This is a genomic window from Halotia branconii CENA392 (assembly GCF_029953635.1).
GTDB lineage: Bacteria > Cyanobacteriota > Cyanobacteriia > Cyanobacteriales > Nostocaceae > Halotia > Halotia branconii.
The window spans coordinates 800,486-816,067 of record NZ_CP124543.1 but is presented as its reverse complement, the minus strand read 5'-3'; the positions used below and the strand labels follow the sequence as shown (position 1 = coordinate 816,067).

Here is a 15,582-nt window from a genome sequence, read left to right as displayed (position 1 = left end):
TCAATAATATTTTTTGTATAAATATCGAAGTAATATTTAACCACGTACTTGTCGGAGTGCTTTAAAAGCCTGAATCCGTAATTTACTTGGTAAAAGTGATAGTCCTAAACCAGTCCAAGCTTTAGCGGTTGAAAAAGATTTACCTGCTAAAACTAACTTCCTTCCTTGGGAAACTTCGCCCTTTTCAATCAAGCGTAATCCTAACAATATTTGCGTTTCTAGCAGGCGATTATGACGAATTTTTTCCAATTTATCGGAATCAAATTGATAACTTTCTAAATACTTAATTTTATCAGACAAATAAGGAATAGCGCGATTAATACCTTGTTGTTCTGCATGATAACGATATTCCATGAGTAATTCTGGTAAGTAATAGCCTTTTTTACCAGCTAAAGCTAACCGCACAAATAAATCATTATCCTCACAATTTTGCAGATTGGGCAACATAAATCCTAATTCTTGTAAAGTTTGCCGACGAAACAAAGTTGCTCCAACTTGGAAACTTTGTTGAATAAAGACAACCTCTAATAAATTGTGGACAATACCATTTGCTAAGTTGCTTCTACCCCATCGACGAGAATTTTCCTGAGTTTTATCCTCATCTCGGACATTATTGATATCAATTATCCAATGATCTGTACCCACAAAATCAATGCTAGAATCTTGATCAAGAATGGCTGTAGTACAGGCTAAAAAATCGGCTGTGAGTCGGTCATCATCATCAAATTTCATAAAATATTCGCCACTGGCTGCATCAAAACCAGAACGCATATTATTACTTTTACCGATATTTTGGGCGTGGCGGATATATTTAACCCGGTTATCTGTATACTGTGACATCAATTCTGGGGTTCCATCACTAGAACCATCATCACAAACAAGTAATTCAAAATCTGGTTCTGACTGTTTGAGGACACTTTCAATAGCATAAGGCAGAAGATTAACACGGTTGAAAGTAGGAATACAAACACTAATTTTAGGCATATTTTTATGAATACAGTATTAATATAGATATATATGTAGGTAAAATTTAAAATAAAGTCCTTTGCAATTTTTTCATAGTCTTACCAAATAATTGGTTAGTTTTAGAAATCATATTCTGTGGTTCTAATTTTTTTGGTCTGTGTTCTGGATGTTTGAGAAAACGATAGTATAAAAATTCTTCTCTATAACAAATATTGATATCTTCACCTTGGCATAAACGAGCAAAATCTCCTGGAGAATAGCTCATATAGTGAATGCGATGTATAGGCTTTAATCCGTTTTTATCGTAAAGAATATTATTGATATTGAGGAAGATATCGGCATTGGCACAATTGCCAGTTCTATCTTGATGATCTGGGCTGAGTGTAAAGTTAAATAATGAGCGATCGCCCCCCAAAGTCATATAATTAAACAAAAAAGCATCATCCCACCATCCAGTTTTATTAATCCATTCAACTTCTCTTTGAGCAATTAACCGTTGCTTCATGGCTGCAATGTCTTGGGCAGTAAATAATCCTCGCTTACCGCCAAAAAAACTAGAACAGTGCAACTTAGGACGGATATTTGCTTCCGTATACATACCCGACGCTTCTACAACTGCAATATCTAACGCAGCTACAGACCGAGGCTTAGTATGTTCCCAATCATCAAAAATAAAATCGTAAATAGCTAATTTTTTGATAACATCATCAACAGGCTTCATGACCAAGCTGTCACAGTCATAAAATACAAACTGCTCAAAAATACCATCAAAAGTGACAAACTTTCTTTGTAAATGACTTTTGTACCAAGTAGGACGCGAAGCCTTGCTCCACATTTCTCTAGGATGAGCTACCCAAACTTGATGAGCAAATTCTTCCCAATGTTGAATAACTTCCCAGTTATCATATAGTATGACATTCTTACGAGAATTAACTTCTTGTCTGACCCGATTGAGTCGCCCATCATAAGGAATAATACAAATAGGAATATTTGGGCTAACATTCACCTCAATGCTGTTGAGTAATGCGATTAATTGATTGTAAACAACATCATTGGCGAGGGTATAAACACCGAAAGATTCCATTTTTATAAATCCTTTGTGTTTGTGTTTGAAAAGTTTTATTAATAAATATATAGACAGATTAATGATGGCATAATCTGTGGCAAGTGTCATCTCAAAAATAAATTCTCAATTTTTGGCAAAAAACATGTAATACCAGTTATATATGAAGATTCATATAAATAACTCCACCCACAACTCCTTCAGATAGTAGTTTACTAGCACCTGTGTATACACCGTAGCCGATGCCTTGGGGAGGGGTCAAAATAATGTGCGGCTTCACAGAGAATTGATATAACAAGGAGAATCTAACCACAGAGACGCTGAGGACACAGAGGTAAGAAGTAAAAATGCGGATTCACGCTGTTCAAAGTGGACTTGTAACGATTAAAACTTGCCAGTGCTATGGCAAAGGTCATGGTGCTATGCGTCTGGTCAATACTATTCTTGACCGCAATTGGACTGAGCCTTTACCGATTTATAGCTGGGCAATTGAACATCAAGAAGGAATTATTTTAATTGATACAGGTGAAACCGCACGCACTTTGGAACCAGGTTATTTCCCTTGGTGGAATCCTTATTTTCAGTTCAGTATTAAACCATGTTTGCAACCGGAAGATGAGGTAAATTTTCGCTTACGTGCTTTGGGTATAGAACCAAATGATGTTCGTTGGGTGATTCTTACTCATCTACACACAGACCATATAGGCGGTTTACATCATTTTCCGAATGCAGAAATTATTATTTCTCGTAAAGAATACGAATTAACTAATGGTTGGAGTGGACAGTTAAGAGGTTATTTAACTCAGCGTTGGCCAGAGTGGTTAGCCCCTACTTTAATAGATTATGAACCCCATCCTCTTGGAACTTTTTTGGAAAGCTTCACCCTCACAAAAGCTGGAGATGTCAGCTTAATTCCTACAGAGGGTCATACTGGGGGGCATTTGTCAGTTTTATTACAAATTGATGGACTTTCTTTGTTTTTTGCTGGTGATGCTTCTTACACTCAACAACTGATGTTAGATCAAATTGTTGACGGTGTTGCTCAAGATGAAGACAAATCCCGTCAGACGTTGAAGCAAATTTTACAGTACGTCCAAGAATTTCCTACGGTTTATCTTCCCAGTCACGACCCTAGTGCAGCTCAAAGATTAGCAGCACGAACCATTGTTTCAGTTTAATTCCAAAAGGAGTGACCCAAATGACAAACACACCAATAAGCGATCGCCTCGCACCTTTACCCGAATCATTTATGTTCGGTGTAGCTACAGCTGACCACCAATGCGAAGCCTACGATTCTAACTATGAAGACATTCGGGATGTGTGGGAACGTCGCCGCGCCCTCACAATCAGGGGTCAAGCTACTGATTTTTGGCATCGCTACGCCGAAGATATTGCCCTGGCACAGTCTCTTGGTTGCAAGATGTTCCGCTTTTCTATTGCTTGGTCGCGGGTAGAACCTCAACCTGGCCAATTCAATGAGGAGGCCTTTGAACATTACCGTCAAGTGATCGAAACTATCCGATCGCATAACATGGAACCAATGGCTACATTGCACCATTTCACCCATCCTATTCATGTAGAGGCACGAGGTGGTTTAACTAGCCCAGAATTTCCGTCAATTTTTGCCAGTTATGCTCAAGAAGTTGCTCAACGTATGGGGCCTTTGGTACGCTACTGGATTAGCTTTAATGAACCTAGTCAATTGATCTACGGCTATGTCAAACCTTGGTGGGAAAGATCTTACTTTATGCCACCTGGTTTAGATCGAGGCGCGACTATTGCCGAGCAGATGACCGCAGTCCAGAAGTTGATGCGGAATTTGTTTTTGGCACATACTAGAGCGAGAACGATTCTCAAGCAGGTCAACCCAGATGCCCAAGTGGGGGCAAATCCCATGTTATTGGGTCTACCGTTGTGGTTGCAAAAACTGGTTGATCGCAATGTTACTAATCTCCGTCGTCCCGAAGATTTCGTTGCCCAAGGCAAACGTTTTAGTGAGCGCGCTTTGTTGGAAAAAGGGCAGGTAGATGTAGTCATTGCTACTTTAACTATGACAGAAGATCGAGACCAGCAAGTAGCTTTCTCTGAAACTTACTATCAGGCGGGTCAATTTCTCTTGGTAAAATCAGCTAGTACTATTGAGCGACTTGAAGATTTAGACCGCAAACCTGTAGCAGTAATTAAAAGTACTACTGCTGAATCTGCCATCAATTGGCTAATTCCCGCAGCTGATGTGCGAGTGGTAGATAACTATGATGATGCCCTCAGAGCTTTAGACTACGAGCAAATCAACGCCATCCTCGCTGATGACATCATGCTGTTAGAAACTGCAAAGCAACATCCGGGACAATATCGACTTGTGGGTAAAAATGGTGAGGGACTGACTGAAGAAAACTACGCTGCGGCTGTAGCTAAAGGCGATCGCGAGTTACTGAATGCTGTAGATATCGCAGTCCGCAACTTCAAGGAATCTGGTGCTTGGGCTGCTAGTTACGCCCGTCATTTCCCCGGTCAATCTGTACCAGAACCGCCCCGCGTAGGCAGACGCTCAACTCTAGCTGACATCACTAAGCAAGGTGGGGAACAATCCCTAATATCTAACAAGCCTTTACCCAAGCCTCTGCTGCGTGGCATTCAAAATCGGGGTTATTTGATTGTAGCTGTCAAAGATAACGTACCTGGGTTTGGTTATCGCGACCCGAAAACAGGTGAATTTAGCGGCTTAGAAATTGATTTAGCTCGTGCTATAGCCCAGCAAATTTTCGGTGATCCTAACAAAGTAAAATTTCAAGCAGTGGCGACTCAAGAACGTCTACCTGTATTGCGATCGCTGGTGCGAGTTTTTGACCCCATATTTAAGATTTTCAGCGCCCTCTCATCATCGCTGACCAGTAATTGGTGGCATCTGGGCATGGCTGGAAAACTACCTACATTCCTTTGTCCTAAAGAATGCGTCGGTCAGCAAGATTTTGTCGGGTTTGATTACTATTGGGGCATCAGCAATTTGCGACTTAACCGCATTCAGCAGTTAATGGATGCAGCTTTTGGACGTTTCGGTAACGCACCAGTTTGGTCTGGAGTACTGTACGATATGCTCAAGTTTCACGCCCAACTGTTTCCTGACAAAGAAATTATGATTGTCGAGAACGGCTGTGTTGATATAGCTGATAAGGTTGTTAAACGCGAAGAATACATTCGCCAGCATATCCAGCAGGTGCAGCGCGCTCGTCATGACGGTGTAAATGTGGTGGGTTACGTTTCTTGGTGTATTACTTCTAACCGTGAATGGGGTCTGAAGTTTGGCCCAGATAGCGATTTTGGTTTGTACCACGTTCAGTTAGATCATGATCCAGAATTAAAGCGCCAACCTAGCCCTGCGGCAAAAGTATACCGAGATATCATCAAGAAAAGTGGTGTGTAAATCTTAACAGTGATAACTGATAACTGTTTATGCCCTATGCCCAATACTTCGACTACGCGGTAGTTGAATCTCGACTTCGCGGCAGTTGAGCGTAGTCGAAACTCGATTGCCGCGCAGCGCTGCACTGACTTGTACTGAGCGTAGTCGAAGTAGCCTGTCGAAGTGTCGAAACTCAGTACAAGTGACCCATAAGCATTTACTGATAAGTTGTTGTGCATTTAAATTGCACAAAAGTAGAACTGAAGTTCTTACTACAAGCGAATCATTCTGGAAAAATGAATGACGATTAGCTTACTATTCCATATTCTTCTTCCAGACTGAATGTTTCTTTATAACCAAGGAAAGAGGTACACAAACCTACAAGTGTGAAACTCTAAGTATTAGAGGTGAAACTAGTTTGACAATATTACATGCAAAGCAATTTAGCGATGTTCCCTACTGCTGGGATTGTAGAAAAGAGTACGCAAACAGAAAAAAGAACAGTTACCAAATATGACCGCGCTGAGCAGCAATTTATCGAACTGCTAGCTGCGGAAGATTTAGATAATATCCTCGATGTAGAAGCTGAGAAAGTCAATGAATTTGAACGTATACTCTCGAATGCAATTCGCGCTGCTTATCGAGATGACTGTGGTGACATGCAAGCTCACAGATTTCTCCAGCGGATACTTTATCGAATTAATCGGTTAAAGCTATTTTGGTATGATGATTTGCAAAATTATACCAATGAGCGATCGCTTTATTTATATTCATGTCGTAACCAAATTGAGGCTGCTTGGCAAGACTGGGAACTAACGCAAATTGATGTGAGAGCATTAAAACAACTAGATGTCAAACAAGCTTTAATTGAGCGCAGCTCTAACGATTTAGATCCGCCATTGTCAGAGAATAGTAAATACATTCGCGAGGAGATGACTGAAGCTGGTTATCGTCACTTGCTAGCAATTGCTTCTTTAGATGGTTTAGTAGAAGGTAGTCGTCTTGCCAGGATTTTAGGTGGTGCTGCGAATGAAGTGCAATGTACTCTAGTGCGGGTATTACTTGAAGAGTATGGCAATGGCCGCTTGTCTCGCAAGCATTCTACATTTTTTGCCCAAATGCTGAGTGAGTTTGGCATGAATACTCAACCAGAAGGTTACTTTGACTTAGTACCGTGGGAAGTTCTAGCTTGTAGTAACCATAACTTTTTATTAACTGAGCGCAAACGCCATTTCTTACGTTACAATGGTGGATTGACTTATTTTGAGATAGCTGGCCCTGGAGCTTACAAAAATTATCTGACAGCAGCACAACGCCTAGGTTTGTCAGAAGCAGCTATGGGTTATTGGGAGCTGCATATCAAAGAAGATGAACGTCACGGACAGTGGATGTTAGATGATGTGGCTTTGCCTTTAGCAGAACAATACCCCGATCATGCTTGGGAATTGGTTTTGGGGTACGACCAGGAAAAACTAATGGGCGATCGCGCAGCTCAAGCTGTTGTGCAATCAATACGTAAGTCTGAATAAACTGCTTTACCCAAAAAGTCAATTCCCAAAATTAGCAATTTAAGATAACAGATTTTTTGGAAATTCTCAATTGAGTATATCTAACTTATCTATAGGAATCTGATTTGATTCTTGATGTTAATTGTTTATGGAGGAAACACTTTGACAAACGGTAGTTGAATCTCGACTTCTCTACGAGACGCTACGCGTAGTTTGCTTCCCTGTAGGGATACGCTCGATTGCCACGTAGCGCCGCACTGACTTGTGCTGAGTTTAGCCTGAGCGTAGCCGAAGTAGCCTATCGAAGTGTCGAAATTCAGTGACCACGAGTAACAAAGAAGAAGAGATATTAGGTGTACGGAGTTTTTTTTAAAATCAAATACTAATCCTATAGATGTAGATGCTTGTGAGCATCTATTTTAAATTGCTTGATAAAGCTGTTTTTTGCCTTTATTTTAGGCATTAACTAACCTGATTATACGCATATTATGCTGGAAGTGCAATAACATGAAAGATATCTTTTTTTGTCCTGAAGAATCGAATTTCTACTCAACTTGCTTAGAAACATTCGTTTTCAGAAATTGCAAAAATAATGAGTCTGTTGTTGAGTTTGGCTCAGGAGATGGCAGCCCCATTATTAATTCATTGTTGAAAAATAAGTTTGATGCTGTAGTACATGGATTTGAATTAAATACCTCTGCATGGAAACTGGCCAATTCTACAATTGATGAATATAATCTCGCTCAGAAATACATCATCTCTAACTCATGTTTATTTAAGTCTTTTAAACCTAAAGCCGAATATCTTGTAGCCAATCCACCTTATATTCCAGCACCAGATCCAGATATTTATATGCCGCTATTATTTGGAGGTACAGATGGAGCTACTATTACTAACAAGCTTTTGACACTAGATTATAAAAATGTATTAGTTTTAATATCTAGCTTTTCTAATCCTCTAAGTACGCTTCAAAAAGCCAAAGACAATAATTATTTTGTCCAAAACTTTATGATTTTACCTTTGAAATTTGGATATTATAGTTCAGAACCAAAAGTTAAAAAATACATAGAGAACTTACGAAAAAACAAAATGGCATTTTATTCTGGTAACTATTACTTCTTAGCTGGTGTTTTATTTAGAAAAGGTCAAGAATCAGCTACCAATTTATCTCATGAATTAGCTCAGGTAATGGTGAATTTATAAAGTAAAATTACAATTAATTACATTGCACCTGACCAGAAATGCAGATTACCCAAAGTCTTCATGCGGCTATTCTCGTTACTGATTTAGAACGTTCTGAACATTTTTATAGCAAAGTATTGGGATTATCCAAAATAGATCGCTCCTTGAAGTATCTCGGTGCATGGTATCAAGTCGGCAATTATCAAATCCACCTTATAGTTGCGTCAGCTGTTCCTACTGAAAACCCTAACGAGAAATGGGGACGCAATCCACACATTGCTTTTTCTGTTGCAGATTTGGACACCGCTAAACAGGAGTTACTTAATCAAAATTATCCCATTCAAGCCAGTGCCTCAGGTCGCGCCGCCCTCTTCACCCAAGACCCAGATGGGAATATTATCGAATTGAGTCAGCAGTGAGGAGGCACAGGGGCAGTGTTTCGACTTACTTCGGCTTCGCTCAGTACAAGACGCTCAACAACCAAGGCACAGGGGCAGTGTTTCGACTACGCTCAACAACCAAGGCACAGGAGACAAGAATAACAACTGACCACTGACCACACTTCGACTACGCTCAGTGCATCGCTGACAACTGACCAATGAAAATTATCGCCTACACTTACAGTGACCCTTTACTAGAAACTTCTGTTGATCCAGCTAATTGGGGATGGGAGATAGATCGGGTTTATGAGGATTTAGGCAAAGAGCGATCGCAATTACAAAAATTACTCGCAGATTGCCAAACTGAGCCAGCAGATTATCTGCTCATTCGTCGCTTGGAAGAATTAGGGGATACTATAGAAGAAATAAGCGATCGCCTCAATCAACTCGAAGCGATGGAGATAGCGATCTTTGCTACTGAACAATCTTACACTTCTGAAAATTCCCAACTCCGTGCTGAGTTACTGAAATTACTGACCACACTTCGACTACGCTCAGTGCATCGCTGACAACTGACCAATGAAAATTATCGCCTACACTTACAGTGACCCTTTACTAGAAACTTCTGTTGATCCAGCTAATTGGGGATGGGAGATAGATCGGGTTTATGAGGATTTAGGCAAAGAGCGATCGCAATTACAAAAATTACTCGCAGATTGCCAAACTGAGCCAGCAGATTATCTGCTCATTCGTCGCTTGGAAGAATTAGGGGATACTATAGAAGAAATAAGCGATCGCCTCAATCAACTCGAAGCGATGGAGATAGCGATCTTTGCTACTGAACAATCTTACACTTCTGAAAATTCCCAACTCCGTGCTGAGTTACTGAAATTACTGTACGAAATCCAACGTCAGCAACGCAGCCACCGTATCCGTCAAGGACACGCCCGCAATCGTCTTGATGCTGCACCTCCACCCGGTAAAGTTCCTTATGGCTACCGTAGAGGTAAAGATAAATATATTATTGATCGCAGTACTTCGCCAGTGGTCAAAGATTTTTTTGACAACTTTTTACTTTATGGTTCTCTACGAGGTGCAGTTCGTTACTTAGCAAAAAAATACGGTAAGAAAATCTCTGTCACTACTGGACGGCGTTGGTTGACTAATGCCGTTTATCGCGGTGATACGGCTTATCAAAATGGGGAAATTATTTGTGATACTCATATCCCCATCATTTCTCAAGAAGAAGCTGCCCAAATTGATCGACTCTTGCGCCGTAATAGCCGATTACCACCTCGGACTGCTAGCGCGCCCCGTTCTTTAGCTGGGTTAGTTATTTGTAGTGAATGTCAGTCACACACAAAAGTTTCTCGCGTCACTCAGCGCTATCAAAACAAAGAGTATCTTTATTTACGTCCTATTAGTTGTCCTAAAAATCCCAAGTGTCGGGCTATTCCTTACCAAGAGATATTAGAACATACAATTGACAAAGTTTGCCGTGACTTACCCTTAGCAGTTGCAGGGATGGATTTTCCCCAGTTGGATGCAATTAAGCAGAGTTTAGGGCAAGCGATCGCTCGTCAGCAAGAAATACTCGCTCAATTACCGGCTTTAATCGAAACTGGGGTTTTAGATACTGAAACAGCTAAATTAAGAGCTTACAAACTTCGTACAGAAATTTCAGCCCTCCAGGCAAAACTGGCAACTCTGCCCCCAGTTAACTTGCGTTCTGTTGCTCAAGCTGTTTCAATTCCGCAATTTTGGTTAGATTTGTCAGAAACAGAGCGGAGATTTTATTTTCGAGAATTTATTAAACAAATAGAGATAATTCGCCAAGATAAAGAATGGAATTTGCAAGTTATTTTTATTTTTTAGGCTATCAAAAACCTGTTTAGAACTCAATACCGTTCGGTTAAGATATCTCTTCATTGGTCATTAGTCAGCGATGCACTGAGCGTAGTTGAAGTGTGGTCATTGGTCATTAGTCAGCGATGCACTGAGCGTAGTCGAAGTGTGGTCAGTGGTCAGTGGTCAGCGATGCACTGAGCGTAGTCGAAGTGTGGTCAGTGGTCAGTGGTTATTCTTCTTGCCTCCCCTGCCTCCCCTGCTTCCCCTGCTTCCCCTGCTTCTTCTCAAGTCCGCCCCACTAGGCTAGCAACCACTGTCGCTAATTCAGCTGGCTCAATGGGTTTAGGCAAATGCAGTTGATAACCTTCTTTGATAGCCCGCATCCGATCTTCGGCTCTGGCATAAGCTGTTAAGGCTGCTGCGGGAATTTTACCGCCTTGTTCTGGTGACTGCGATCGCAATTTACGGATTAAAGAGTAACCATCTTCTTCAGGCATACCAATGTCACTCACTAAAACATCTGGTTTCCACTGTGAAATTACTTGCAACGCTTCTTGTACCGATGCAACTACTCGCACTTCGGCTTGACACTGTTGGAGGACTGTAAAAATAAAGTCACGGGTATCGGCCTCGTCATCTACAACTAATACCCGCACACCTGATAGAGAAGAACTGAGATTTGGAGGAATGAAATCTTCTGGTTGACTCCCACTTTTTGCCTCCACAACCATCTCTGTAGTTGGCAATAATAGAGGTAATTTGACTGTAAACGTTGCTCCTTGCCCTTCGCCTTGACTATATACATGAACGCTACCGCCATGTAATTCGACTAAATGACGGACAATCGCTAACCCTAGCCCTAATCCGCCGTGTGATCTAGTACTAGAACTATCAGCTTGACGAAATCGATCAAACACATAAGGAAGAAATTGCTGACTGATACCCATGCCTGTGTCAATTACTTGAATCTGAGCATAGTTTTCGGTTGTCTGGTACTTGTCTTGACTACTAACAATTGACAGCTTAATTTTTACCTTACCGCCGCGATTGGTAAATTTGATAGCATTAGATAGTAGATTCCAGATGATTTGCTGTAAGCGTTCGCCATCACCGGAAACCAATAAACTTGAATTTGGATGTTTTGCTTCAATTAATCCACTCTCTGAACTTGGCAAAATTTGGGCTTGTGGTGCAGCAGACTCTAAATTTTCGCGATCTAATTCCCAACTCAAATCGATTTCTTTGGCTTGAGCAGCTAGGTTAACAGTTTCAATTGCTGACTCAACCAGAGAAACCAAATTGCAAGTACGGACATTGAGCCGCAACTTGCCTCTAATCATCCGCGAAATATCCAGCAGGTCTTCAATTAACTGAGTTTGCGCTCTGGCGTTGCGCTCGATGGTTTCTAAAGCTTTGGCTGTCTGAGTTTCACTAAGTTTGCGGCTGCGTAGTAGTTGAGACCAGCCTAAGATAGCATTGAGAGGCGATCGCAATTCATGAGATAGTATTGCTAAAAATTCATCCTTCATGCGGTTGGCTTCACTCAACTGCTCAGTTTGTCGCTGCAAAGAGGCAATTAAGATCGCGCGTTCTATAGCTATAACTATCTGGTCGCAAACTGCTTGCATCATTCCTCTTTGATTATCAGTGAAGCGAGAGCGACTGCGACTGCCAAAAGACAGAGTACCCAAAAGTCGCCCTTGAGCTATTAATGGATAGCTATAATAAGCATTAACGCCTAAAGAACGAATCAATTCTGTTTTTGGGTCAGTTGATTGTTGTACATTTTCTAGAGAAATGGGACAACGCCCTTGAGCTACAGCACCGCAAACGGCTTGACCAAATTTTAACCATTCAATTTCTTTGGCTAATTCCTCAGAAAAACCTGTGTAGGATGTGAGCCGCATTACCTGGGAGTTGTCTTCAACTAAATAGTTGAAGTAAATATCTAAACCAATTTGCTCTTTTAGTTTTTGGAAAACGCTGTCAAGCAGTACTGCTGGTTCTTGACTAGAGAGTAAATCGTTGGCTGTGCTAAAAAGTAACTGGAGTCTTTCGTAACCCAATGACAGAGCTTTTTCTATCTCTTTGAGATTAGTAATATCTTGGAAAGCTAAAACGCAGGTAGCTGGATAACCGTGCATGGCTGGGAGACTATCAGCAAATATATGTAGAGAACGCACACCTCTACTCGTATGCCAGTCTATCTCCAATCCATCTAAACGTTCTCCACGAGCGACCCTGACTCCAGGCATTTGATCATTGGGGATGGCATCACCTGCTGTATCTGTGCAGTAGTAGGCTGTATGATACTCTTCGGCTGGTATATTTTGAGGAAATTTACCCCCAGCTATTTCATCAGCAGCTCGATTGGCAAATATTACCCGTGCTGTTTCTGGTTCAATAAATAGTAATGGTATTGGCATCAGATTTAACACATCTTCCAACCATTTATGCTGGTTGCGGAGTGTGACCTCTGCTTGCTTACGTTCTGTAATATCCAAAAATGCACCAACTGCTCCCCTGGTATTGCCTTCTTCATCAAATAGTGGTGCAACGTACTCTAACAAATTCACTACTCTGCCATTTTCATGAACGATATCGAACTCGCAATTAACAAATTCAACACCATAAGCCGCAGAGTACTGCATCGGGAGTTCCTTTGCTGACAATTCTCTACCTTCGCGATAGACTTTAAAGTTTGTTGGTCTTTCGTGACTGGGAGCGCTGAGGGAAGCATTCACATTTGGCGAGATTCCCAACAAATCAGCAAATGCTGGGTTAACTTTGATAGTTTGACATTCTGGATCTTCGGCAATGCCAATGCCAATTGGAATTACTTCTAATAAAGTTTGAAACTCAGTAACCCGACGCTGTAAATCTTTATTAAGCTTTACTATTTGTTCTTTTGCTTGTTTGCGTTCGCTCAAATTGAGAATAAAAGCAACTGATTCTTCGCGTTTTTCTCCTAATAATACATAACCAACTAATACCGGGACGCGGCTACCATCTTGGCAAATAAATTCTTTTTCGTAAGGTATACAAGTGCCTTTAGGATTTGCTTGTGCTTCTAAAATACTTTGTGCATCCAAATGTAAATGCTCTGGTGGGGTAATATTGCTCCAACTTAATCTACCTGTTAGTAAATCTTCACGGGTGTAACCAATCATCTCTAAAAATTCGTCGTTTGCTTGTTGAATACCGCCGTAGACATCGGCAAACAAAATGCCAATGACATTGGAATCTACAAAACTTCTGAGTTTTTCTTCGTAAGCTTTAAGTTCTTTTTGAGTCTGATCGTGTTGACGAGATAGGCGTTCAATAACTGCTGCACTTTGCCATACCAAAATCACAAAAATTACAATTAGGACTATAGCGAATATTGATATTGCAAAAGCTGGGCCGTAACTTCCTGCTTGTTGTCCTTCTACAATTAACCACCCTAACAAAAAAGGAACTGCGATCGCGGCAATTAATAAACGACGCGCCAATAAGCCGCCGTAGGTATCGCTCATAATTACCCGCATGAATCCCTGTTCGGTATGCACCCATAAAAGACCAATACAAAGCACAATGAATGTCAGTGCTGTATATAACTCCATTGTTCTGGTGTAGGGTACAATACCGTAGAGAACTTGCACCTTGTAGGCGTAGCCAACGACGGCCTGCACAGAAATCACCGCAGCTATGGCACTCAGAATCTGAGCATACCAATAACTACGTTGGGTTTTCGGGTGAAGCAGCAGATCTAAAGATCTACTCAGCAGTATAAAATTGAGGGCAGTATTCAACCCCATCAGTTCTGGACGGAACGCCACTATAGTAATTGGCGCATCCCCAACAAGACTGACGAAATATTGTACTAGTGTCAGCAACCCAATCAGGCCAGGCACTGCGGCAAAACCCCTATAAAGCTTTAAATAAAAGAGACGACGGCGAGAAGAGTTTCTTTTATCTTGAGTTTTTTCAGATTTGGAGTTTTCCCTGCTAACTCTGACTAATAGCCACAGTGAAATGCCAGACAAAAGAAAACACAAGGCTGTATTTGCCTTCATCACCACTGAACTGCCAAAAAAAACTGCTTGAGGAAGTTCCAGTCTGAAATATCGACCTAGTAGTACCAAGCCGCCGACCAAAATCGCGATCGCACCTGCCACTTGTACTACTACTAAATTATGTAAATCTTGCGATCGCAAGCGGTTGACTTTTAACATTGAGGTTTTTGTAACCGCCTCTATCTAAGGTAGTAACGTTCAGTGTGATTTACTGAATTAATATTCATCACGTTTTTTGTATATAAATCTACTGCAACAAAATGAATTTTTTCATCTATCTATATGCATATTTCATGTATTTCAAAGAATAGAATTATATATTGAGCGATCGCCTTTATTAATACTCACATTATTTTTGTAGATAATCTGTTATTCTTAAGCATCCTTGCAGCATCAAATCATTTAAATTTAGATTCCACAACATCACTCCACTATCTTTGCCACCACTGAGTGAAAGTTTGCCGTCAGGACAGAAGCTGGTACTATTAAATTGATTTGGGTATCCGAGTAAGGTTTTAAATAATGTCCTAGTTGCCACATATAGGACTCATATTTGATTTTTGAAAAAATTCAGTACACCTCAAAGAGCTTTGTTTCCTGTTAATGGTTCCCTGCTTACGCAAATAATTTCAGAAGTCAGACCGGATTGCTATACCATAATTTGATAGTAAGCTAATCGTCATTTAAATTGCATCATGTTAATGTTAATAAAAGCTGCAAACCCTCTCCCTTGCCCCTGCTCCCGGTCACTGAGCGTCTTGTACTGAGAGAAGCCGAAGTAAGCCGAAGTGCTGCCCCCTGCGGTCTCAATGTGCAAATTAAATGTTTAACAACTTACTGTCAGCACTAGCACCAAGCTAGTATTTGACTATCAAAACTGAAACTTAAACTGGTTACACCGTTTGTATATCCAGTTAATGTGTTGATTAATTTCCCGTCTGCAATATGCCAAAGTTTGATAGTATTGTCCTAACTAGCAGAGGCTAGAGCTTTGCCATCGGGACTAAAATTTTCCCGATGCGATCACTAAACCATATAAGCAAAAATTATCCCACACAAAACCAAATTAATCTTATATGAAATATTAATTAATCAACATTGTTTTATGTATACAACAACTATTTTTGAGTATTCATAAAAGGGTATTATCGTCTTTATTCCCATATTTGTAAAAGGATGA

General features: G+C 40.7%; 10 protein-coding genes and 2 pseudogenes. 7 read left to right on the top strand and 5 right to left on the bottom strand.

What is annotated here, in order from left to right; all coding sequences use genetic code 11:
• Positions 1–36: 36 nt before the first annotated feature.
• Positions 37–984 (bottom strand): glycosyltransferase family 2 protein, encoded by a 948-nt coding sequence (locus QI031_RS03615; protein ID WP_281483857.1) that lies wholly within the window; start codon positions 982–984, stop codon positions 37–39.
• A 46-nt stretch (positions 985–1,030) separates the two neighbouring features.
• Entirely contained in the window at positions 1,031–2,140 is a 1,110-nt protein-coding gene (locus QI031_RS03610; protein ID WP_343217840.1) for an Npun_R2821/Npun_R2822 family protein, read from the bottom strand.
• A 236-nt stretch (positions 2,141–2,376) separates the two neighbouring features.
• Here QI031_RS03610 and QI031_RS03605 point away from each other — a divergent pair, with 236 nt between their 5' ends.
• From QI031_RS03605 to QI031_RS03575, 7 genes and pseudogenes are all read left to right on the top strand, one after another.
• The gene (locus QI031_RS03605; protein ID WP_281483856.1) at positions 2,377–3,207 is read left to right on the top strand and encodes an N-acyl homoserine lactonase family protein; all 831 of its coding nucleotides are present in this window, start codon (positions 2,377–2,379) and stop codon (positions 3,205–3,207) included.
• 20 nt (positions 3,208–3,227) lie between these two features.
• Positions 3,228–5,450 (top strand): family 1 glycosylhydrolase, encoded by a 2,223-nt coding sequence (locus tag QI031_RS03600; RefSeq protein ID WP_281483855.1) that lies wholly within the window; start codon positions 3,228–3,230, stop codon positions 5,448–5,450.
• A 410-nt stretch (positions 5,451–5,860) separates the two neighbouring features.
• A complete protein-coding gene (locus QI031_RS03595; RefSeq protein ID WP_281483854.1) occupies positions 5,861–6,958 on the top strand; it encodes an iron-containing redox enzyme family protein in 1,098 nt (365 codons plus the stop codon).
• Between the two features lie 486 nt (positions 6,959–7,444).
• Positions 7,445–8,140, top strand: a complete 696-nt coding sequence (locus tag QI031_RS03590) for a class I SAM-dependent methyltransferase (protein WP_281483853.1) — start codon at positions 7,445–7,447, stop codon at positions 8,138–8,140.
• Between the two features lie 38 nt (positions 8,141–8,178).
• Positions 8,179–8,538, top strand: coding sequence for a VOC family protein (locus QI031_RS03585; RefSeq protein ID WP_281483852.1), 360 nt, complete (start codon positions 8,179–8,181; stop codon positions 8,536–8,538).
• 179 nt (positions 8,539–8,717) lie between these two features.
• A pseudogene (locus QI031_RS03580) lies at positions 8,718–9,047 on the top strand (recombinase family protein); the annotation flags it as partial.
• Between the two features lie 31 nt (positions 9,048–9,078).
• A complete protein-coding gene (locus QI031_RS03575) occupies positions 9,079–10,374 on the top strand; it encodes a recombinase family protein (protein ID WP_281483851.1) in 1,296 nt (431 codons plus the stop codon).
• Between the two features lie 257 nt (positions 10,375–10,631).
• On the opposite strand, the gene QI031_RS03570 is transcribed toward QI031_RS03575, so the two are convergent.
• The 3 genes and pseudogenes from QI031_RS03570 to QI031_RS31665 form a co-directional block, all read right to left on the bottom strand.
• Complete coding sequence (locus QI031_RS03570) at positions 10,632–14,561, bottom strand: ATP-binding protein (protein ID WP_281483850.1); 3,930 nt, start codon at positions 14,559–14,561, stop codon at positions 10,632–10,634.
• Between the two features lie 190 nt (positions 14,562–14,751).
• Positions 14,752–14,940 (bottom strand): hypothetical protein, encoded by a 189-nt coding sequence (locus QI031_RS03565; protein ID WP_281483849.1) that lies wholly within the window; start codon positions 14,938–14,940, stop codon positions 14,752–14,754.
• Between the two features lie 317 nt (positions 14,941–15,257).
• Positions 15,258–15,435: pseudogene (locus tag QI031_RS31665) on the bottom strand (WD40 repeat domain-containing protein); the annotation flags it as partial.
• Positions 15,436–15,582: the final 147 nt, after the last annotated feature.